Origin of the sequence: Variovorax ureilyticus (genome assembly GCF_050632185.1) — a bacterium.
GTDB classification, from domain to species: domain Bacteria; phylum Pseudomonadota; class Gammaproteobacteria; order Burkholderiales; family Burkholderiaceae_C; genus Variovorax; species Variovorax ureilyticus_A.
The window spans coordinates 3,481,850-3,502,283 of sequence record NZ_CP192579.1 but is presented as its reverse complement, the minus strand read 5'-3'; the positions used below and the strand labels follow the sequence as shown (position 1 = coordinate 3,502,283).

General features: G+C 65.2%; 14 protein-coding genes and 5 pseudogenes. 12 read left to right on the top strand and 7 right to left on the bottom strand.

The genetic code is table 11. The features are described from left to right. Nucleotides 1–4 precede the first annotated feature (4 nt). From ACQ858_RS17205 to ACQ858_RS17195, 3 genes and pseudogenes are all read right to left on the bottom strand, one after another. Nucleotides 5–1,384, bottom strand: coding sequence for a twin-arginine translocation pathway signal (locus tag ACQ858_RS17205; RefSeq protein ID WP_431273849.1), 1,380 nt, complete (start codon nucleotides 1,382–1,384; stop codon nucleotides 5–7). 83 nt (nucleotides 1,385–1,467) lie between these two features. Then, nucleotides 1,468–2,583 carry an acyl-CoA dehydrogenase family protein gene (locus ACQ858_RS17200; RefSeq protein ID WP_431273848.1) on the bottom strand — a complete coding sequence of 372 codons (1,116 nt, stop codon included), beginning with the start codon at nucleotides 2,581–2,583 and terminating at the stop codon, nucleotides 1,468–1,470. Nucleotides 2,584–2,616: 33 nt separating this feature from the next. After that, a pseudogene (locus ACQ858_RS17195) lies at nucleotides 2,617–3,797 on the bottom strand (acyl-CoA dehydrogenase family protein). A 143-nt stretch (nucleotides 3,798–3,940) separates the two neighbouring features. On the opposite strand from ACQ858_RS17195, the gene purN reads away from it, so the two are divergent. Next, on the top strand, nucleotides 3,941–4,531 hold the full coding sequence (purN, locus tag ACQ858_RS17190) for a phosphoribosylglycinamide formyltransferase (RefSeq protein ID WP_431273847.1): 591 nt from the start codon (nucleotides 3,941–3,943) through the stop codon (nucleotides 4,529–4,531). 86 nt (nucleotides 4,532–4,617) lie between these two features. On the opposite strand, the gene ACQ858_RS17185 is transcribed toward purN, so the two are convergent. Further along, nucleotides 4,618–4,830, bottom strand: coding sequence for a DUF1653 domain-containing protein (locus ACQ858_RS17185; protein ID WP_431273846.1), 213 nt, complete (start codon nucleotides 4,828–4,830; stop codon nucleotides 4,618–4,620). A gap of 58 nt (nucleotides 4,831–4,888) precedes the next feature. Here ACQ858_RS17185 and ACQ858_RS17180 point away from each other — a divergent pair. From ACQ858_RS17180 to ACQ858_RS17170, 3 genes and pseudogenes are all read left to right on the top strand, one after another. Further along, nucleotides 4,889–6,747, top strand: a pseudogene (locus ACQ858_RS17180) (M48 family metalloprotease). Between the two features lie 28 nt (nucleotides 6,748–6,775). Further along, a pseudogene (locus ACQ858_RS17175) lies at nucleotides 6,776–8,046 on the top strand (RsmB/NOP family class I SAM-dependent RNA methyltransferase). A gap of 130 nt (nucleotides 8,047–8,176) precedes the next feature. Continuing rightward, entirely contained in the window at nucleotides 8,177–9,391 is a 1,215-nt protein-coding gene (locus ACQ858_RS17170; protein ID WP_431273845.1) for a DesA family fatty acid desaturase, read from the top strand. Between the two features lie 207 nt (nucleotides 9,392–9,598). Here the strand turns inward: ACQ858_RS17170 and rpmG are convergent, their stop codons facing one another. The 3 genes from rpmG to trxB all read right to left on the bottom strand — a co-directional run bounded on the left by rpmG (nucleotide 9,599) and on the right by trxB (nucleotide 11,171). After that, nucleotides 9,599–9,772: a 50S ribosomal protein L33 gene (rpmG, locus tag ACQ858_RS17165; protein WP_007830291.1), complete on the bottom strand. Its 174-nt coding sequence runs from the start codon at nucleotides 9,770–9,772 to the stop codon at nucleotides 9,599–9,601. Between the two features lie 11 nt (nucleotides 9,773–9,783). Then, on the bottom strand, nucleotides 9,784–10,017 hold the full coding sequence (gene rpmB / locus ACQ858_RS17160) for a 50S ribosomal protein L28 (protein WP_088955402.1): 234 nt from the start codon (nucleotides 10,015–10,017) through the stop codon (nucleotides 9,784–9,786). A 203-nt stretch (nucleotides 10,018–10,220) separates the two neighbouring features. Beyond that, nucleotides 10,221–11,171: a thioredoxin-disulfide reductase gene (gene trxB, locus ACQ858_RS17155; protein ID WP_431273844.1), complete on the bottom strand. Its 951-nt coding sequence runs from the start codon at nucleotides 11,169–11,171 to the stop codon at nucleotides 10,221–10,223. A gap of 163 nt (nucleotides 11,172–11,334) precedes the next feature. Here trxB and ACQ858_RS17150 point away from each other — a divergent pair. The 8 genes and pseudogenes from ACQ858_RS17150 to ACQ858_RS17115 all read left to right on the top strand — a co-directional run bounded on the left by ACQ858_RS17150 (nucleotide 11,335) and on the right by ACQ858_RS17115 (nucleotide 20,370). Continuing rightward, nucleotides 11,335–12,010: pseudogene (locus ACQ858_RS17150) on the top strand (Crp/Fnr family transcriptional regulator). Nucleotides 12,011–12,142: 132 nt separating this feature from the next. Continuing rightward, nucleotides 12,143–14,519, top strand: a pseudogene (locus tag ACQ858_RS17145) (DNA translocase FtsK). Nucleotides 14,520–14,547: 28 nt separating this feature from the next. Beyond that, a complete protein-coding gene (gene lolA, locus ACQ858_RS17140) occupies nucleotides 14,548–15,186 on the top strand; it encodes an outer membrane lipoprotein chaperone LolA (protein WP_431273843.1) in 639 nt (212 codons plus the stop codon). Between the two features lie 18 nt (nucleotides 15,187–15,204). After that, nucleotides 15,205–16,494 (top strand): replication-associated recombination protein A, encoded by a 1,290-nt coding sequence (locus ACQ858_RS17135; protein ID WP_431273842.1) that lies wholly within the window; start codon nucleotides 15,205–15,207, stop codon nucleotides 16,492–16,494. A 248-nt stretch (nucleotides 16,495–16,742) separates the two neighbouring features. Continuing rightward, on the top strand, nucleotides 16,743–17,672 hold the full coding sequence (locus ACQ858_RS17130) for a branched-chain amino acid ABC transporter permease (protein ID WP_431273841.1): 930 nt from the start codon (nucleotides 16,743–16,745) through the stop codon (nucleotides 17,670–17,672). A gap of 10 nt (nucleotides 17,673–17,682) precedes the next feature. Then, nucleotides 17,683–18,864: an ABC transporter permease subunit gene (locus ACQ858_RS17125; RefSeq protein ID WP_431273840.1), complete on the top strand. Its 1,182-nt coding sequence runs from the start codon at nucleotides 17,683–17,685 to the stop codon at nucleotides 18,862–18,864. 17 nt (nucleotides 18,865–18,881) lie between these two features. Next, a complete protein-coding gene (locus ACQ858_RS17120; RefSeq protein ID WP_431273839.1) occupies nucleotides 18,882–19,652 on the top strand; it encodes an ABC transporter ATP-binding protein in 771 nt (256 codons plus the stop codon). 1 nt (nucleotide 19,653) lies between these two features. Further along, nucleotides 19,654–20,370, top strand: coding sequence for an ABC transporter ATP-binding protein (locus tag ACQ858_RS17115; protein ID WP_431273838.1), 717 nt, complete (start codon nucleotides 19,654–19,656; stop codon nucleotides 20,368–20,370). Nucleotides 20,371–20,434 lie beyond the last annotated feature (64 nt).

Here is a 20,434-nt window from a genome sequence, read left to right as displayed (position 1 = left end):
CGGCTCAGTAGGTCAGTTCGAGCACGCTGACGTCGCCGTGCGAGGCGGGCCAGGTCTGGCCGACCAGCCGTTCACCGTTGAATTCGGCCGCGATGGTGCGGGGCGCGTCGTTCGGGAGCTTGATCTTCGAGCTCGAAACGCCCGAGCCGCTGGGCGGCACGCCCGGCGGCAGGGCTTGTCCATCGAAGCTCAGGGTGTCGCGTTCGGCATCGAAATAGCCGCGCGGCCGGGTGAAGATCACCAGCGCTTTGGCGTCCCTGTCGGACTCGGCGATGCGTTCCGGCCGCAGATGCAGGACGCTGCTGGAACGCGGGAACGGGCTGCGGTAGATGTGCGTCGTGGCATAGCCCGGTGCGCTCAGCACGAACTCGTAGCGTGTCTCGGGCTGCGCCTGAAACGGACCCCAGCGGCCGTCCTGCATGATGGTCTGCTGCCAGACCGCCGGCCCGGTTCGCCCGCCGGTGGAGGCATCGATGGCGAACACTTCGAGCCGTGCTCCGGCCAGCGGCAGGTTGTTGCTGAAGGCGCCACTGTCCGGCTTGAGCGGATCGACGCCCAGCCCGGTGACCCGCCCGGACAAGGTGATCTGCGCTTCAGGCTCGATCGCGAGCGTACGGGGCGCCTCGCCGGTCAGAAAACGCCAGGTGGCGTCGAACGCGGCCGCCGAGAACGAGGTCTCGCGATGGTCCACGCGCGGCAGCACCACGTTCGTCGCGCCCTTGAGCGCCGCGCTGTCGAAGCCGACATGGGTTGGCGTTCCCTTGATGCCGATCCAGATTCCGTCCGGCTGGGCGTATTTGTCATTCCTGTCGGAGCGCAGCGTCAGCCACTTCACGCCGGGCGTGACTTCGTCGCCGCTGCCGTTCTTCGGTGCATTGAGCTGCTGGAGAAAGGGGCTCAGGCCGGAGAACTCGCTGCGCTCTTGCCGTCCCTTGATGGCCCAGATGCCGTGCGCCGGATTGCCACCGAGCACCACATGGCTCACCACCCGGTCGCCGCCGCCGTTCTGGACGTGGTTGCGGATCGCGTTGCCGCCGCGCGAATTACCGATCAGCACCACCTGCGTGGCGCCGGTCGTCTTCAGCACGCGCTCGACCTCCGATTTCAGGAAGGCCATCGAATCAGCGGTGGAACTTCGCCCGGCCTGCGCCACGGTGTCATCGTCGCGCGCCAGCGGAAAGGGCTGGTCGAGCGCGAAAAGCCGGTCGCGCGGCCAGCCGTTGGATTCGAAGCGCCAGATCGTCGTTTGCCATAGCGCTGCCGAATCGCCGTTGCCGTGCATGAAGACGATCGGCGGGCGCTCGTTGGAGGAGGGCAAGGTCGTGCAGGCGGCGAGCATGGTCGTCGAAAAACCGAGAAGAAGCAGTTGACGGCGAGTGTGCATGGTGAAGGGAGTCTTCCAAAGCGAACGCCCGCCAGCTTGGGGCCGGCGGGCGTCATGTGCTGTCGTGACTGCAGCGTCTGGGGTCAGGCGAAGACGCCCGCGGTGTCCTGCATGCGTGCCGACACTTCGCCCAGATGGTGCAGGGTGTCGCCGAAGGACATTTCGAGCTGCGTGAGCTTCTTGAAGTAGTGGCTCACGATGTACTCGTCAGTCACGCCAATGCCGCCGTGCAGTTGCACGGACTGCTGGCTGACGAAGCGCATCGAGACACCGAGCTGGTACTTGGCCCGCGCCAGCGCCTGCCGGCGTTCTGCTGCAGGGGCGTTGAGCTTGAGCGTGGCGTAGTAGCTCATCGAGCGGGCCAGTTCCAGCTGCATCTTCATGTCGGCCACGCGATGGCGCAGCGCCTGGAAAGTGGCGATCGCCACGCCGAACTGCTTGCGCGTGTTCATGTAGTCGACGGTGATCGCGAGCGTCTTGTCCATCAGGCCCACCGCTTCGGCGCAGGTGGAGGCAATGCCGATGTCTACCGCGTGTTCGAGGGCGGGCAGGCCGTCCTGCGCGATGAGCGTGGCGGCCGCTTTTTCGAAGACGACCTCGGCAGCGCGGCTGCCGTCCTGTGTGCCGTAGCCGCGCGCAGCAACGCCGTCGGCCGAGCGTTCGATGAGGAAGAGGGCGATCTTGCCGTCGAGTTGTGCCGGCACGATGAAGGCATCGGCCTCGTCGCCGGCCGGCACCAGGCTCTTGGCGCCGGTCACCGTCCAGCCGTCGCCGGCCTTCACAGCCTTGGCCTCGCAGATGTCGAGCCGGTAGCGCGCCTTGCGCTCCTGATAGGCGAGCACCACCAGCGCCTGACCGCCCGCGATGCGCGGCAGCCAGCTGTCCTTGGTGTCTTCGTCGGCGTGCCCGGCCAGCACCGCACCTGCGATGAAGGATTGCGCGAGCGGCTCCAGCACGAGGCCGCGGCCCAGCTCTTCCATCACGACCATGGCCTCGACCGGGCCCATCCCCAGGCCGCCTTCGTCCTCGGGGATGTAGAGGCCGCCCAGGCCGAGCTCGGCCAGTTCGTCCCAGGCTTCGCGCGAGAAGCCGCCCGCGGCCTCGATGGCGCGGCGGCGTTCGAAGGCGTAGCCCTTTTCGACCCACTTGGCGACCGCGTCGCGAAGCTGTTGCTGGTCGTCAGAAAAATTGAAGTCCATATTCAAATCCTTGCGTAAGCTGGAGCCCGGGCCTCAGCCGAAAACCGTCTGAGCGACGATGTTTCGCTGCACTTCGTTGCTGCCGCCGTAGATGGTGGTCTTACGCATGTTGAAGTACGTCGACGCAAGCGGCGCGAGCTGCGGATGGCCGCCGGGGAAGTTGCCCTGCCAGCCGGCCGCCATCGCTTCGCGAACGAGCGGCAGCGAGTAGGGACCCCCGCGAGCATCATCAGTTCGGAATAGCGCTGCTGGATCTCGCTGCCCTTGATCTTGAGCAGGCCTGCGATGTCGAGCGAGTTCTTGCCCGAGGTCGCGGCCGAGAGGACGCGCAGCACCAGCATTTCCAGGGCGACGATGTCGACCTCGAGCTTGGCGATCTCATCGCGGAAGCGGTGGTCTTCCCAGACGCATTCGCTCTTCGCGATGCGCTTGAGCCGCTCCAGTTCGCGCTTGGCGCGGTTCACGTCGGCGATGTTGGTGCGCTCGTGCGAAAGCAGGTGCTTGGCGTAGGTCCAGCCCTTGTTCTCTTCGCCGATGAGGTTCTCGGCCGGCACTTCGACGTTGTCGAACCACACCTCGTTCACCTCGTAGCTGCCGTCGAGCAGCTTGATCGGTCGCACCGTGACGCCGGGCGACTTCATGTCCACGAGCAGGAAGCTGATGCCGGTCTGCGGCTTGCCTTCATTGCTGGTGCGGACCAGGCAGAAGATCCACTCGCCGTACTGCCCGAGCGTGGTCCAGGTCTTCTGCCCGTTGACAATGTATTTGTCGCCCTTGCGCTCGGCCTTGGTCTTGACCGATGCGAGGTCGGAGCCCGAACCCGGCTCGCTGTAGCCCTGGCTCCACCAGACCTCGCCGCTCGCGATGCCGGGGAGGAAGCGCTTCTGCTGCTCCGCGTTGCCGTAGGCCATGATCACCGGAGCGACCATGACCGGGCCAAAGGGGATGATGCGTGGAGCGCCGGCGAGCGCGGCTTCTTCCTCGAAGAGGTGTTTCTCGACCGCGGTCCAGCCGGGACCGCCGAATTCCTTGGGCCAGGCGTAGCCGAGCCAGCCCTTCTTGCCGAGGATCTTGGCCCACAGCTGGAGATCGTCGCGCGTGAGCTCCAGGGCGTTGTGCACCTTGTGCGAAATGTCAGCGGGGAGGTTCTCTTTGACCCATGCGCGAATTTCTTCGCGGAACTTCTGTTCTTCGGGTGTGAAGCTCAAATCCATGCGTGCCTCTCTGTGTTGATCGAACGCCGCGAAAGGCGGCGCGTCTCCGGAAGCGGTGGTTTTAGCACGGTCGTGCTGGTTCAGGGTGTCCGCGCCGCGACAAGCCGGGGGCATCGAGGCGAGCACAGATAATCCCGCGTCCCATGAAGAACATTGTGATCCTGATTTCCGGCGGCGGCTCCAACATGGAAGCGATCGTCAAGGCTGCCGAAAGCGAGCGCTGGGCGGCTCGCCTTGATGCACGGGTGGCCGCGGTCATCAGCAACAAGGCGGATGCGGGAGGGTTGGCGATCGCCCACGAGCATGGCATCGCCACCGCCGTGGTCTCGCACAAGGACTTCGCGAGCCGCGAGGAATTCGACGCCGCGCTGGCCCGGGAGATCGATGTTCACGCGCCGACCCTGGTGGTGCTCGCGGGATTCATGCGCATCCTCACGCCGGGGTTCGTCACGCACTACGCCGGAAGGCTGCTCAACATCCATCCGTCACTGCTGCCCGCCTTTCCGGGCCTGGACACCCACCGGCGCGCGATCGAGGCGGGGTGCCGGATCGCTGGCGTCACCGTGCATGAAGTGACGGTCGAACTCGACCATGGACCGATCCTGGCCCAGGCCGCGGTGCCGGTCCTGCAGGGTGACACGCCGCAAGCGCTGGCCGCGCGAGTGTTGGCTCAGGAACACAGGGTTTACCCTAGGGCGGTGGCGGACTGGCTCCAGGAGTCAGAAACAAACTGACACAATCCTCTCTCGCGTGCACCGAGGGAGCCGGATGGAGGAGTTTCGCGACCGGCGGCGCCAGGAGGCGCCTTCGCAGCTTCTCGTCAATCGATCTTGACGAAGCGCCGCTGGCGCGACCCCTTCACATCCACGGTTTCGCTGAACATGGCGGCGGGGCGAACCCAGAGTCCACGCTCGCCGTAGAGGGCGCGGTACAGCGTCATTGGCGCCAGCGTTTCGCTGTGGCGCGCTGTGCCGAGCACCTCGTATTCGCCACCCTTGTAGTGGCGGTAGCGGCCGGGTGGGGTTTCGATCAATGGGGGAGGTCGTGGTCTGACAAGCGGGTCATCTCCTTCGAAGGGCTGAGAGGTCAGGATGAATCGGGCGGATTTTGTACATCTGGTGCGACTGAGCGAGCATGCCAGTGCCGACGACAGCCTCGGCTACCGGCGAGGCGTCGCCTTCTTCGCCGCCCTGGGATACCTCTGGGTCTTCGCATGCCTCGCGCTGGCCGTCGGCCTCATCGCGTGGGTGATCGGCGGACTGGGGCAGGCCGGGCGCTTCACTTTCACGCGCGGATGGCTGTTGCTTTTCGCGCTCGGCTTGCTGTGGGCCACCTTGCGCGCGTTGTGGGTCCGGCTGGAGGAGCCGGGGGCGTGGAGCTGCGGCGCGAGGACGCGCCCGGGCTTTTCGAGACGCTCGACCGCATCCGCCAACGCATCGACGGGCCGCCTGTGCATCGCGTGTATCTCGACGGCGATTTCAACGCGAGCATCCGCCAGCTGCCGCACTACGGGCTCTTCGGCGGCGCGACCAATTACCTGAGTGTGGGGCTTCCGCTCCTGATGGCGCTGGACCGCCGCCGCCTGTTGTCGGTGCTGGCACACGAGTACGGCCACCTGCGCGGCAACCACGGAAAGTTGAGCGCGTGGATCTACCGTACGCGCCTTTCGTGGCTCAAGCTGGATGCCAACTTCCAGCGCAACGAGGGCCTGATGGCCTTCGCGTCGCAGGCCTTCTTTCGCTGGTACTTCCCGCGTTTTGCTGCGAAAACCTTCGCTCTGGCACGCCAGGACGAGTACGAGGCCGACCGCGTCGCCGCCCGGCTCCTAGGGACGCGCGTGGTGGCTTCGGCACTCAAGGAGATTTCGATCAAGAGCGCCTGGTACGCGGACCGATTCTGGCCGGGCCATTGGGCGCGTGCGATCGATGAGCCGCTGCCCGTGGGGCCGTTTTCGTCCATGGCGCCGAAATTCTGCGCGCCGATCGAGGAGGAGTTTGCCCGGGCCGCGTTGCGCGGCGCGCTGCGCAGCATCAGCGATGTCGACGACACCCATCCCGTGCTGCGCGACCGACTCGAAGCGCTGGATGAGAAATCTGCCATCCCCTCCTGGTCGTCCAGATCGGCGCTTGGGCTGCTGGCCGACGCGCCGAAGTGGATCGCGCATTTCGACACCGAGTGGTGCAGCGGTCATGCAAGCGACTGGAAGCAGCATCACGCCTACCTGGTGCGCGTGCGCGAGCGTGTGGCGGCGCTCGCCGGCAGCGCCGGCCGCAACAACGCCGAGGAAATGGTCGAATGGGCCGACTGCGCCCGTCGCCTCGATGCAGACGCAGACGTTCGCGCGTTGTATGAGCGGGCGCTGGAGATCACGCCGAACCACGCCGGCGCCCTGCGAGGATTGGCGCAGGTGCTGCCCGCCCGCGACCGGGCGCCCCGCCTCGCAATGCTTGAGCGCCTGCACGAATCAAGCAACGCCACCCAGTGGTGGGCGGCCAAGACGGCGGTGTCGATCCTGGAGGATCCCGATGCGGGAGGGCACGACGAGCGGGCTCTCAAGCTCTGGCGTGAACGGGCAAAGACAGCGGAAGCCGCCGAACAGCGCGCCTGGGAGGAGATGACCGCGACCCCGTTCTTCACCCAGATCGCGCGCCACGACCTGAGCGAATTCGAGCTCGGCGAATTGCGTACGGACCTCGTGCGCTGCAGTGCGGTGTCGCGGGCATGGGTGGTGCGCAAGAACCTTCGGGAATATCCGTGGCGGCGTGCCTACATCGTGTTCCTCGAACTGCCGGGGCTCACGGACGACGAGCGCTGGAGCTTGTGCCGGGAGCTCGAGCAAACCCTGTCGCTGCCGGGTGCCGCGCTGGTCTTGTGGGCGGGCCATTCGCCGACCCTGGCCGAGATCGAGCGGCACGCTTTCGCGCCGGCCTGGACACGCGCGGCAGGTTGAGGCCGGTGGTGGCTGAGACAATCGGGGCATGCATCCCAAAGCCCTGCTCGAGGCCACGGCCGACTTGGTCGGCCTCGCCCTGAAATTCGATCATCCGGCCGATCAGGTCGTCTCCCGCTTCTTTCGCGAACACCGCGAACTGGGCCCGCGCGAGCGCGCCACGCTCGCCGAGACGGTGTACACCGTGCTGCGCAAGAAGCTGCTGTTCGAGCATCTGGCGCGCTCGGGGACCGGCCCCAAGGAGCGCCGGATGGCGATCCTCGGCTTTCATGGGCAGAGGGATTTCCTCAAGAGCGCCCTGAACGAAACGGAGAGGCGCTGGCTGGACAACTGCGATTCGGTCAAGCCTGACGAACTGCTCGAGCGCCACAAGCACAACCTCCCGGAATGGCTGGCAGAGCCTCTCAAGGCCCAGCTGGGCGACGAGTTCTGGCCGCTGACGGACAGCCTGCAGCAGCCGGCACCGCTGGACCTGCGGGTCAACGTGCTCACGGACAAGCGGGCCGACGTGCAGAAGGAGCTGGGCCTTGCAGGCATCAAGTCGACGCCGACCCCGTATTCGCCCTGGGGCCTTCGGATCGAAGGCAAGCCGGCACTCACGAAGCTCGATGCCTTCGCACGCGGTGCGGTGGAGGTCCAGGACGAGGGATCGCAATTGCTTGCGCTGCTGCTCGAAGCGAAGCGCGGCGAAATGGTGGTGGATTTCTGCGCCGGCGCCGGCGGCAAGACGCTGGCGATCGGCGCGACCATGCGGAACACCGGCAGGCTCTACGCTTTCGACACATCGGCGCATCGGCTGGACGCACTCAAGCCCCGCCTGGCGCGGAGCAAGCTCTCGAACGTGCATCCGGCTGCGATCGCGCATGAGCGCGACGATCGCATCAAGCGGCTCGCGGGCAAGATCGACCGTGTTCTGGTCGATGCGCCGTGTTCGGGGCTTGGCACCCTGCGGCGCAATCCCGACCTGAAATGGCGCCAGTCCGCGCAATCGGTCCGGGAGCTCACGGCGAAGCAGACGGCGATCCTCCAAAGCGCGTCACGACTCGTGAAATCGGGGGGCGCCTCGTCTATGCGACCTGCAGCATGCTGCCGGAGGAGAACGAGGCGATCGCGGAAGCCTTTGGCGCCGCGAACCCGGATTTCGTGCCGATGGACGCGGCCGAGCTGCTGAACGGCCTCAAGGTCGAGGGCGCGGAAACCTTGTGCTCGGGCGGCGAAGTCGGGAAGCGCTTCCTTCGGCTTTGGCCCCATCGGCATGCGACGGACGGATTCTTTGCCGCCGTGTGGAACCGGAAGTAGGTGCAAAGCTCCAAAGACGGTCGAAACTTGCGGCGTATCAAGGATTTGCCCCCTTTTCGGGGGGTGAGCCTTTAAAATCGCGGGTTATCTGAAGGCTGCACCTTCGTGTGGCCATGGAGTACCGAATTCAATGTTGCTTCCTGACTCTGCCGTCCTGAGCGCGGCCATCGATTGGCTCGGAAACGGCTTGTGGGATCTCACTTGGTGGCAGATCGTGCTGTACACGCTCGTCACCACGCACATCACGATCGCGGCGGTCACGATCTTCCTGCACCGGGCACAGGCGCACCGGGCTCTGGATCTCGGCCCCATCCCGTCGCACTTCTTCCGCTTCTGGCTGTGGATCGGCACCGGCATGGTGACCAAGGAGTGGGTGGCCATCCACCGCAAGCACCACGCCAAGTGCGAAACCGAAGATGACCCGCACAGCCCGCAGGTCAAGGGCATCGACGAAGTCCTCTGGCGCGGCGCGGAGCTGTACCGCAAGGAGGCGAAGAACAAGGACACGATGGACCGCTTCGGCCACGGAACGCCGGACGACTGGGTCGAGCGCAACCTGTACTCGCGCTACAGCTGGCAGGGCGTGGGCCTGATGCTGATCCTCAATGTCGCCCTGTTCGGCGCCCTCGGCCTGACGGTCTGGGCGGTCCAGATGCTGTGGATTCCGTTCTGGGCGGCCGGCGTGGTCAATGGCATCGGTCACTACTGGGGCTATCGCAACTTCGAAGCGGCCGATGCCAGCACCAACCTGATCCCCTGGGGCATCATCATCGGCGGCGAAGAGCTGCACAACAACCATCACACCTACCCGACTTCGGCCAAGTTCTCGGTCAAGAAGTACGAGTTCGATATCGGTTGGGTCTATATCAGCCTGATGCAGAAGATCGGCTGGGCCAAGGTCAAGAAGGTACCGCCGAAGATGCAGATCGGCGATGTCCGGCCCGTGGCCGACGCGAAGACGCTCGAAGCCGTCATCGCCAATCGCTACGAAGTCATGGCGAATTTCGCGCGCGAGATGCGCCGCACCACGAAGGGCGAGCTGGCGTTGCTCAAGGAGAAGGGGGCGGATCTCTCGGCCCTCAAGGCGGCCAAGCAGTGGCTTCATCGCGACGCCGACAAGGTGCCTGCCGCTGCACGGACCCAACTGGTCCAGGCGCGCGCCGCGCACCCGGTGCTCGACAAGATGGTGACGATGCGCGAAGAGCTGCGCCAGTTGTGGCTCAACACCTCGCAGTCGCGCGAGCAGCTCGCGGTGGATCTTGCGGCCTGGTGCCATCGCGCAGAGGCGAGCGGGATTGCCGGCTTGCGTGAGTTCTCGACGCGCCTGCGCTCCGCGCGGGCCTGACTGCTGCTCGCCCCCAGGCTCGCGCACTTCGTGTCGCTCTCCACCCCTACCGGGGGCAACACCAACGGACCGGCGGAGCCGGTTCCGTGGTGTTCCACGAACGAAAGCCCGTCTTCTGACGGGCTTTTCTCTTAGGGAGTCCGTAACCTCTCTCGGGCAACAAAAAACCCGCTGGATCGCAGCGGGTTCTTTGTTGGAAGCGCTGAATTACTTCAGCTTGATTTCCTTGTATTCGACGTGCTTGCGTGCCTTGGGGTCGAACTTCATGATCGACATCTTTTCAGGCATCGTCTTCTTGTTCTTGCTCGTCGTGTAGAAGTGGCCGGTACCCGCGGTGGATTCCAGCTTGATCTTCTCGCGTCCGCCTTTGCTCGTTGCCATGATTCAGCTCCTTAGGCTTGGCCGCGCGCACGCAGGTCTGCGAGCACGGCGTCGATGCCGTTCTTGTCGATCAGGCGCAGGGCAGCGCTCGAAACGCGCAGGCGAACCCAACGGTTTTCGGATTCGACCCAGAAACGACGGTATTGCAGGTTCGGCAGGAACCGGCGCTTGGTTTTGTTGTTGGCGTGGGAAACGTTGTTTCCGACCATCGGGCCCTTGCCCGTAACTTCACATACACGTGCCATGAGGACACTCTTTCTTGAACAGCTGGCACCTGATGCAACGAGGGTTGCGAGGTGGTTTGCAGCTTGACCTCGCCAGTGTCGGGTGGCGGTATCCCGGAGTTGCCGTTAAGAGCCGGCCAGGGCCGGCAAATTCAGCAAAGCCGGCAATTATAGCGCTACCCAGCCCAAGCCGGAAGCGACGTGGCCCGGGTCGGCGAAGAGGGCTATTCCTGTTCGAGGAATCGCTGCGAGTCCAGAGCAGCCATGCAGCCCGTGCCTGCACTCGTGATGGCCTGGCGATAGACATGGTCCTGCACGTCCCCGGCGGCAAACACGCCCGGGATGCTGGTCATCGTGGCGAAGCCCTGCAGGCCCGTTCGCGTCACGATGTAGCCGTCCTTCATCTCGAGCTGTCCCTGGAAGATGTCGGTGTTCGGGTGGTGGCCGATCGCGATGAAGCAGCCCTTCAGGTCGAGTTGTTCCGTTTCGTTCGTCTGGATGTTCTTGATCCGGATGCCGGTGACGCCGGAGTCATCGCCCAGCACTTGATCGAGCGTGCTGTGCAGCTTGAGTTCGATCTTGCCTTCGGCGACCTTTTCGTTGAGCTTGTCGACGAGGATCGGCTCTGCGCGGAACTTGTCGCGGCGATGCACCAAGGTCACCTTCCTGGCGATGTTCGCCAGGTAGAGCGCTTCCTCGACCGCGGTGTTGCCCCCGCCGATCACGCAGACTTCCTGGTCGCGATAGAAGAAGCCGTCGCACGTCGCGCATGCCGACACTCCGCGTCCCATGAAGTGCTGTTCGGATTCAATGCCGAGGTACTTGGCCGAGGCACCTGTTGCGATGATGAGCGCGTCGCAGGTGTAGGTGCCGCTGTCGCCGGTCAGCGTGAAGGGGCGCTTGCTCAGGTCAACCTTGTTGATGTGATCGAAGACGATCTCGGTCTTGAAGCGCTCGGCGTGCTCCAGAAAGCGTTGCATCAGATCGGGGCCTTGCACGCCATGAACATCGGCCGGCCAGTTGTCGACTTCGGTGGTCGTCATGAGCTGGCCACCCTGGGCAATTCCGGTAATGAGAAGGGGCTGGAGATTGGCTCGGGCCGCGTAGACTGCAGCGGTATAACCGGCGGGGCCGGAGCCGAGAATGAGGACCTTGGCGTGGCGTGGCGATGACATGTGTAGAAAACCTAGGATTGACGCTGCGTCAGCGTGTACATTTTCAGGGGTGATAGGTATGGAGTATCACCGTTCGGTTCAAGACCGTGCGGGGGCTGTTTTCAATGCGCGCGATTGTATTAATCCATGGGGTTCGAATCGCGTGGAATCCGGGGATTGATGAATGTCGATGCTGTCCAATCTTGAATTGCTCCGTCGCGTGCCGCTCTTCTCAGCGCTGACGCCCACGCAGTTCTGCGAGCATTGCCGATGCGATCGTCAAGAAGCGCTTCAAGCGCGCCGAGGTCGTGGTCGAGCAGGGCAAGAAGTCGGACGCCCTCTACATCATCCTGACGGGGCGCGCCCGTGTCATGAGCACGGACAGCCGCGGCCGCGAGGTCATCCTGGCGACCCTCCATCCGGGCGACTACATCGGCGAGATGAGCATGATCGACGATGAGCCGCACTCGGCCACCGTCCGCACCGAAGTCCAGACCGACGTGCTGATGCTCGGCCGCGAAGCCTTCGCGCGCTGCCTGCCCGAGAGCTCGTCGATGTCGTACAACATCATGCGGGGCCTGGTAGCGCGCCTGCGCCACGCCGATCGGAAGATCGAATCCCTGGCGCTCATGGACGTGTATGGCCGCGTCGCGCGCTCGCTGCTGGAGTTCGCCGTCGACGACGGCGCCGGCAACTTGAAGGTGCGCGACAAGATCTCGCGGCAAGACTTGGCGAAGATGGTGGGCGCATCGCGTGAAATGGTCAGCCGCGTCATGAAGGACCTCGAAGAGCGCGGATTCGTGCAGACGCAGTCCGATGGCTCGATGATCATCAAGGAACGGCTTTCATCGCTGGCCTGATCTCTTTACCGGTCGCGCCGCGACGCGCCGGCCCCTGTGCTTCGTCGGCCGTGACAACCTGGCCGCGATGGGTTTCGTTGTAGTTTCCTCAAGCCACCGGTCCGTTGCCCCGGACGGGTCGCTTTGCCTTTCATGACTTATTCGCTCAACACCCTTCAATCGTCGTCGGCCGAGGGACAACCGGTCCGGGTTCGTGCGTTGCGCTTCGCGCACGAGATCACGTTGATCGCGGGCTTCGTCGCACTGTTGTTCTGGCTCCTCTCGATGCTGAGCTTCACGCCTTCGGACGCCGCCTGGTCGACGTCGGGTACCGGCGGCGAGGTGAAGAACTGGGGCGGCCGCATCGGGGCGTGGCTCGCGGATGCGAGCTACTTCCTTGCGGGCTATTCCGTCTGGTGGTGTCTTGCTGCGGGCCTGCGTGTCTGGCTGTCTTCGCTGGCCAACTGGATGCGCGGCGGGCAGGCGCATACCGAAGAGCCGCCGCGCGGCCGGTTCAATCGCAGCCGCCTTGCATTCTGGTTCGGCCTGATCCTGCTCCTGTGCGCCAGCGCCGTCCTCGAATGGTCGCGCCTGTATCGCCTCGAATTCCGACTGCCGGGGCACGGTGGCGGCGTGCTCGGCTATTTCGTCGGGCCTGCGAGCGTGAAGTGGATGGGGTTCACGGGCTCGGCGCTGATCGCGATCGCCGGTGGGGTGATCGGTTCGGCGCTCGTGTTCCGGTTTTCCTGGGGCCAGATTGCGGAGCGCATCGGTGCCCGCGTGTATTCGCTGTTCGAGATGCGGCGCGAGCGGCGCGAGATCGCCCAGGACATCGCGATGGGCAAGCAAGCCGTTCGCGAACGCGAAGAGTCGACTTCCTTCGATACGCTCACGGAGCCCGACGCGCCCGATGACGAATTGCGGGCGGTGCCGCGTCCCAAACGGCGCGCGCCGTCGCCGCCGGTGCAGATCGAGCCCGCGATGGTGGAAGTGCCCAAGAGCGACCGCGTCGCCAAGGAGCGCCAGAAGCCGCTGTTCCGCGAACTGCCCGACAGCAAGCTCCCGCAGGTCGACCTGCTCGACGCGGCGCAGTCGCGCCAGGAAACCGTCTCGCCCGATACGCTCGAGATGACCTCGCGGCTGATCGAGAAGAAGCTGAAGGACTTCGGTGTCGAGGTCCGCGTCGTGCTCGCTTCGCCGGGACCGGTGATCACCCGCTACGAGATCGAGCCGGCCACCGGCGTGAAGGGCGCGCAGATCGTGAACCTCGGCGAAGGACCTCGCGCGCTCGCTGTCGCTGGTGTCGATCCGCGTGGTCGAGACGATCCCCGGCAAGAACTACATGGCGCTCGAGTTGCCGAACGCCAAGCGCCAATCGATCCGCCTGAGCGAGATCCTCGGCTCGCAGGTCTACAACGAGGGCAAGTCGCTGCTGACGATGGGGCTCGGCAAGGACATCGTGGGCAACCCGGTCGTCGCCGATCTGGCGAAGATGCCGCACGTGCTGGTTGCCGGCACCACCGGCTCCGGCAAGTCGGTGGGGATCAACGCGATGATCCTGAGCCTGCTCTACAAGGCCGAGGCGCGCGACGTGCGCCTGCTGATGATCGACCCGAAGATGCTCGAAATGTCGGTCTACGAAGGCATCCCGCACCTGCTCGCGCCCGTCGTCACCGACATGCGGCAGGCAGCGCACGGCCTCAACTGGTGCGTGGCCGAGATGGAGCGCCGCTACAAGCTCATGAGCAAGCTCGGCGTGCGCAACCTGGCCGGCTACAACGCCAAGATCGACGAGGCGAAGGCGCGCGAAGAGTTCATCTACAACCCGTTCAGCCTCACGCCCGACAGCCCGGAGCCGCTCGCGCGCGAGCCGCACATCGTGGTCGTCATCGACGAACTGGCCGACCTGATGATGGTCGTCGGCAAGAAGATCGAGGAACTGATCGCCCGTCTGGCGCAGAAGGCGCGCGCGGCCGGCATCCACCTGATCCTCGCGACGCAGCGCCCGAGCGTGGACGTGATCACCGGCCTCATCAAGGCCAACATCCCGACCCGCATCGCGTTCCAGGTGTCGAGCAAGATCGATTCGCGCACCATCCTCGACCAGATGGGCGCCGAGGCGCTGCTCGGCATGGGCGATATGCTCTACATGCCGAGCGGGACCGGGCTGCCGGTGCGCGTCCACGGCGCGTTCGTGAGCGACGACGAGGTGCATCGCGTCGTCGCCTACCTCAAGTCGCAAGGAGAGCCGGACTACATCGAGGGCGTGCTCGAAGGTGGCACGGTCGATGGCGACGGCGAACTGCTGGGCGAGGGCGGCGAAGGCGGCGAGAAGGACCCGATGTACGACCAGGCGGTCGAGGTCGTGCTCAAGAACCGCAAGGCCAGCATCTCGCTGGTGCAGCGCCACCTGAAGATCGGCTACAACCGCGCCGCGCGGCTGGTCGAGGAAATGGAAAACGCCGGCCTCGTGAGCGCGATGAGCGGCAGCGGCCAGCGGGAGATCCTGGTGCCGGCCCGAACCGAGTGAGTCCGGCGCGCTTCCAGGGAGAGTAGAGATGTTGTTGAAGAAACTGATTGCGGGCCTCGGGCTCGCGGCGCTCGTGGCCAGCGCATCGGCCGGTGGCATGGAAAGCCTCGAGGCCTTCGTGAAGAACGCCAGGTCCGGCCGGGCCGAGTTCACGCAGACCGTGACCTCGCCGCCGAAGGAAGGCCGTGCCGCGCGCGACAAGGTGTCGACGGGCACCTTCGAATTCCAGCGGCCCGGGAGATTCCGCTTCGACTACAAGAAGCCGTTCGTGCAGAACATCGTCGCCGATGGCGAGACGCTCTGGCTCTTCGATGCCGATCTGAACCAGGTCACGCAGCGCCAGCAGGCGCAGGCGCTCGGGTCGACGCCGGCCGCGCTGATCGCGTCCGCGCCCGACCTGAAGGCCTTGCAGGCGGATTTCGCGCTCGAGTCCGCGCCGGAGCGCGATGGTTTGCAGTGGGTCAAGGCGACACCGAAGAGCAAGGACGGCCAGCTCCAGAGCGTGCAGATCGGCTTCCAGGGCGATTCGCTCGCCGCGTTGGAGATCCTCGACAGCTTCGGCCAGAAATCGGTGCTGAAGTTCGGCAAGGTCGAGGTGAATCCTTCTCTTCCCGCGAGCACCTTCCGTTTCAAGCCGCCACCGGGCGCCGATGTAGTCCGCCAATAGGCGGCCTTCATCCCTTCGATGGCCACTTCCGCGCATCAACCGCTCGCCGAGCGCCTTCGCCCCAGGAACCTTGGCGAGGTCATCGGGCAGCAGCACCTGCTCGGCCCCGGCATGCCGCTGCGCATCGCCTTCGAGTCCGGCCAGCCGCACTCGTGCATCCTCTGGGGGCCGCCCGGCGTCGGAAAGACGACCATCGCGCGGCTCATGGCGGATGCGTTCGATGCGCAGTTCCTCAGCATCAGCGCCGTGCTGGGCGGGGTGAAGGACATCCGCGATGCGGTCGATCGTGCGCTCGTGGCGCGCGACGGACTGGAGCAGCGTCGCACCATCGTATTCGTCGACGAGGTGCATCGATTCAACAAGAGCCAGCAGGATGCGTTCCTGCCGCATGTGGAGTCGGGCCTCTTCACGTTCATCGGCGCGACGACGGAGAACCCGTCGTTCGAGGTGAACTCCGCGCTGCTGTCGCGCGCGGCCGTCTACGTGCTTCAGCCTTTGGGCGAAGACGACCTCAAGCAGATCGTGAGCCGCGCGCAGGACATCCAGGCGGTGCCCGCGATCGAGGCCAAGGCGATCGACCGCCTCATCGCCTACGCCGACGGCGATGCGAGGCGCCTGCTCAACACGCTCGAGACGCTTTCGATCGCGGCCAGTTCGGAGTCGCTCGACCACATCGCCGACGAATGGCTCCTGCGCGTCCTCGGTGAGCGCATGCGCCGCTACGACAAGGGCGGCGATCAGTTCTACGACACGATCTCGGCGTTGCACAAGTCGGTGCGCGGCAGCGATCCGGATGCCGCGCTCTACTGGTTCGTGCGCATGCTCGACGGCGGCGCCGATCCGCGCTATATGGCCAGGCGGCTCGTGCGCATGGCGAGCGAGGACATCGGGCTGGCCGACCCGCGGGCGCTGCGCCTCGCGCTCGACGCTGCCGAGGTCTACGAGCGCCTCGGCTCGCCGGAAGGCGAACTCGCATTGGCCGAGTGCGTGGTCTATCTTGCGATCGCGCCGAAGTCCAACGCCGTCTACAAGGCCTACAACGAGGTGAGGGCGTTCATCAAGTCGGACGGAACGCGCCCCGTGCCGATGCACCTGCGCAACGCGCCGACGCGCCTGATGAAGCAACTCGACCACGGCAAGGGTTACCGCTACGCCCACGACGAGGAGGGTGGCTTCGCGGCTGGCGAGCGCTACATGCCCGACGGGATCGACCCGCCGCCCTTCTACAGACCGGTCGAGCGCGGCCTCGAAATCAAGATCGCCGAGAAGATTCGCGAGCTGCGCAAGCGCAACGAAGGTGCGCGCTGATACGCATTTGCGCGCAGGGTGTGCGACATGGCCCCGTCGCGCGCCTGACTTTTTGCGCCAGCGGGAAAACCCCGGTCCAACAACGGCCGAAATGTCAGGGAGCCGTGTCTAAAATTCCGCCCACAAAAAACCCGCCGTCGACACATGCTGGCGGGTTTTTTGCTAAGTGAAACCAGGCGTCAATCCGGTACGCCGGGTCGGCCGAAGGCACCTCTCAAGGGTGTCGCCACAAAAAGGGAATCCTCGATATGGACATCTTGCTGCAACAGATCATCAACGGTCTGGTTCTGGGCAGCATGTACGCCTTGATAGCCTTGGGCTACACGATGGTGTACGGCATTATCAACCTCATCAATTTCGCGCACGGTGAAGTGCTGATGGTCGGGGCGCTGACCAGTTGGAGCGTCATCGGTCTCATGCAGCAGTCGATGCCGGGCACCCCGGGCTGGCTGATCCTGCTCCTCGCGCTCATCATTGCCTGCGTGGTGGCCGGCGCGCTCAACTTCGTGATCGAGAAGGTGGCCTACCGGCCGCTGCGCAACAGCCCCAAGCTGGCGCCGCTGATCACCGCCATCGGTGTCTCGATCCTGTTGCAGACGCTCGCGATGATCATCTGGAAGCCGACCAACAAGGCTTACCCCAACCTGCTCCCCACCACGCCGATCCATCTGGGCGGTGCCGTGATCTCTCCGACGCAGGTCATGATCCTGAGCGTGACCGCGATCTGCCTGGCGGTCCTGACCTGGCTGGTCAACTACACCAAGCTCGGCCGCGCGATGCGTGCCACTGCCGAGAACCCGCGCGTTGCCGCGCTCATGGGCATCCGTCCCGACATGGTCATATCGGCCACCTTCATCATCGGCGCCGTTCTGGCGGCGGTGGCGGGCGTGATGTACGCCTCCAACTACGGCATCGCGCAGCATGCGATGGGTTTCATTCCCGGCCTCAAGGCCTTCACCGCGGCGGTGTTCGGCGGCATCGGCAACCTCGCGGGCGCCGTGGTCGGCGGCATCCTGCTCGGGGTCATCGAAGCCATCGGCTCGGGCTACCTCGGGGCGCTGACCGGCGACGTGCTCGGCAGCCAGTACAGCGACATCATCGCGTTCGTCGTGCTGATCATCATGCTCACGCTGCGCCCCTCCGGGCTGCTGGGCGAGCGTGTGGCGGACCGCGCCTGAGGAGACGCCCATGAAACAAGGCAAGAACCTCCTTTTCGTCGTGATCGGGGCCATCGCCCTGCTGGCCCTGCCTTTGCTTCTGCAGACGCAGGGCAATGCCTGGGTCCGCATTGCCGACGTCGCGCTGCTCTACGTGATGCTGGCCTTGGGCCTGAACATCGTGGTGGGCTACGCGGGTCTGCTCGACCTCGGCTACGTGGCCTTCTTCGCGATCGGCGCGTACCTGTTCGCGCTGCTCGAGTCGCCGCATTTGTCCGAGACCTTCCCGGCCTTCAAGGCCATGTTCCCGGGCGGACTGAACAGCTCGCTCGTGATCGTGATTCCGCTGGCATTCGGCCTCGCCGCATTGTTCGGCGTGCTGCTCGGTGCGCCGACGCTGAAGCTGCGCGGCGATTACCTCGCCATCGTGACCCTCGGCTTCGGCGAGATCATCCGCGTGTTCCTCAACAACCTCGACCAGCCGTTCAACATCACGAACGGCCCGAAGGGGATCACCGCGATCGAGCCGGTGCACTTCTGGGGGCTCAATCTGGGCAAGGCGCTGAAGTTCAACGGCTTCACGATCTCGTCCGTCACGCTCTACTACTACCTGTTCCTGGCGCTGGTGCTCATCACCATCCTGGTCTCGCACCGCCTGCAGGTCTCGCGCGTCGGCCGCGCCTGGATGGCGATCCGCGAAGACGAGATCGCTGCCAAGGCCATGGGCATCAACACCCGCAACATGAAGCTGCTGGCCTTCGGCATGGGCGCGAGCTTCGGCGGCGTCTCGGGCTCGATGTTCGCGGCCTTCCAGGGCTTCGTCTCGCCCGAGTCGTTCAGCCTGATGGAGTCCGTGATGATCGTTGCGATGGTCGTGCTCGGCGGCATCGGCCACCTGCCGGGCGTCATCCTGGGCGCGGTGCTGCTCGCGGCGCTGCCCGAAGTGCTGCGCTACGTCGCCGCCCCGCTGCAGGAGATGACCGGTGGCCGGCTCGATGCCTCCATCCTGCGCCAGCTCTTCATCGCGCTCGCGATGATCATCATCATGCTGGTGCGTCCTCGGGGCCTCTGGCCATCGCCTGAACATGGCAAGTCGCTGGCCCGCAAGGGCACGGCGCCCGCCTCGGGCATGCCGGCTGCGGCGCCGGGCGTGGAAGTGCCGGCCGACGAAGTGCCGGGCGTGGCTTCGCGTCCGATGTCGATCAATCCTTGAGCGATGGGAGAACGAACATGAGCGACACCATCCTCAACGTGCAAGGCATTTCGAAGCGTTTCGGCGGCCTGCAGGCGCTGTCCGACGTGGGCATGAAGATCATGCGTGGCCAGGTCTATGGCCTGATCGGCCCCAATGGCGCGGGCAAGACCACGTTCTTCAACGTCATCACCGGCCTGTACACGCCCGACAGCGGGACGTTCGAACTGGCCGGCAAGCCGTACCAGCCGACCGCGGTGCACGAGGTTGCCAAGGCCGGCATCGCCCGCACCTTCCAGAACATCCGTCTCTTCGCCGAAATGACGGCGCTCGAAAACGTCATGGTCGGGCGCCACATCCGCACCCACTCGGGCGTGCTCGGCGCGATCTTCCGCACTGGCGGCTTCAAGGCCGAGGAGGCCGCGATCGCCAAGCGTGCGCACGAACTGCTCGACTACGTCGGCATCGGTAAATTCGCCGACTACAAGGCCCGCACGCTGAGCTACGGCGACCAGCGCAGGCTTGAGATCGCGCGCGCGCTGGCCACCGATCCGCAGCTCATCGCACTCGACGAGCCTGCGGCCGGCATGAACGCCACCGAGAAGGTGCAACTGCGCCAGCTCATCGACCGCATCCGCAAGGACGATCGCACCATCCTCTTGATCGAGCACGACGTGAAGCTCGTGATGGGCCTGTGCGATCGGGTCACGGTGCTCGACTACGGAAAACAGATTGCCGAGGGAACGCCCGCGGACGTGCAGAAGAACGAAAAGGTGATCGAGGCCTACCTCGGCACTGGAGGACATTGAGATGGCGCAGACCCTTTTGAAGATCAGCGGCCTGAAGGTCGCCTATGGCGGCATCCAGGCCGTGAAGGGCGTGGACTTCGAGGTGCGCGAGGGCGAACTGGTCTCGCTGATCGGCTCCAACGGCGCCGGCAAGACCACGACGATGAAGGCCATCACCGGCACGCTGCCGTTCCTCGGCGGCGACATCGAGTTCCTGGGCAAGAGCATCAAGGGCCGCGGCGCCTGGGACCTGGTGGGCGATGGCCTCGTCATGGTGCCGGAAGGCCGCGGCGTGTTCACCCGCATGACCATCACCGAGAACCTGCAGATCGGCGCCTACATCCGCAACGACAAGGCCGAGATTGCACGCGACATCGAGCGTGTCTTCGCGACCTTCCCTCGCCTCAAGGAGCGCGCCACGCAGCTGGCCGGGACCATGTCCGGCGGCGAGCAGCAGATGCTGGCGATGGGGCGTGCGCTCATGGCGCGGCCGAAGGTGCTGCTGCTGGACGAACCTTCGATGGGTCTGTCGCCGATCATGGTCGACAAGATCTTCGAGGTGGTGAAGCAGGTCTACGACCAGGGCGTCACCGTGGTGCTCGTGGAGCAGAACGCCAGTCGTGCCTTGCAACTGGCCGACCGCGGCTATGTGATGGAGTCGGGCCTGATCACCATGAGCGGCGACGCCAAGGTGATGCTGAGCGACCCGAAGGTGCGGGCCGCATACCTAGGGGAATGACCCCCAGGCTTGCTCGCTTCGCGTAGCCGCCCACCCCCCTTCGAGGGGGCGCCGCCTGCGGCCC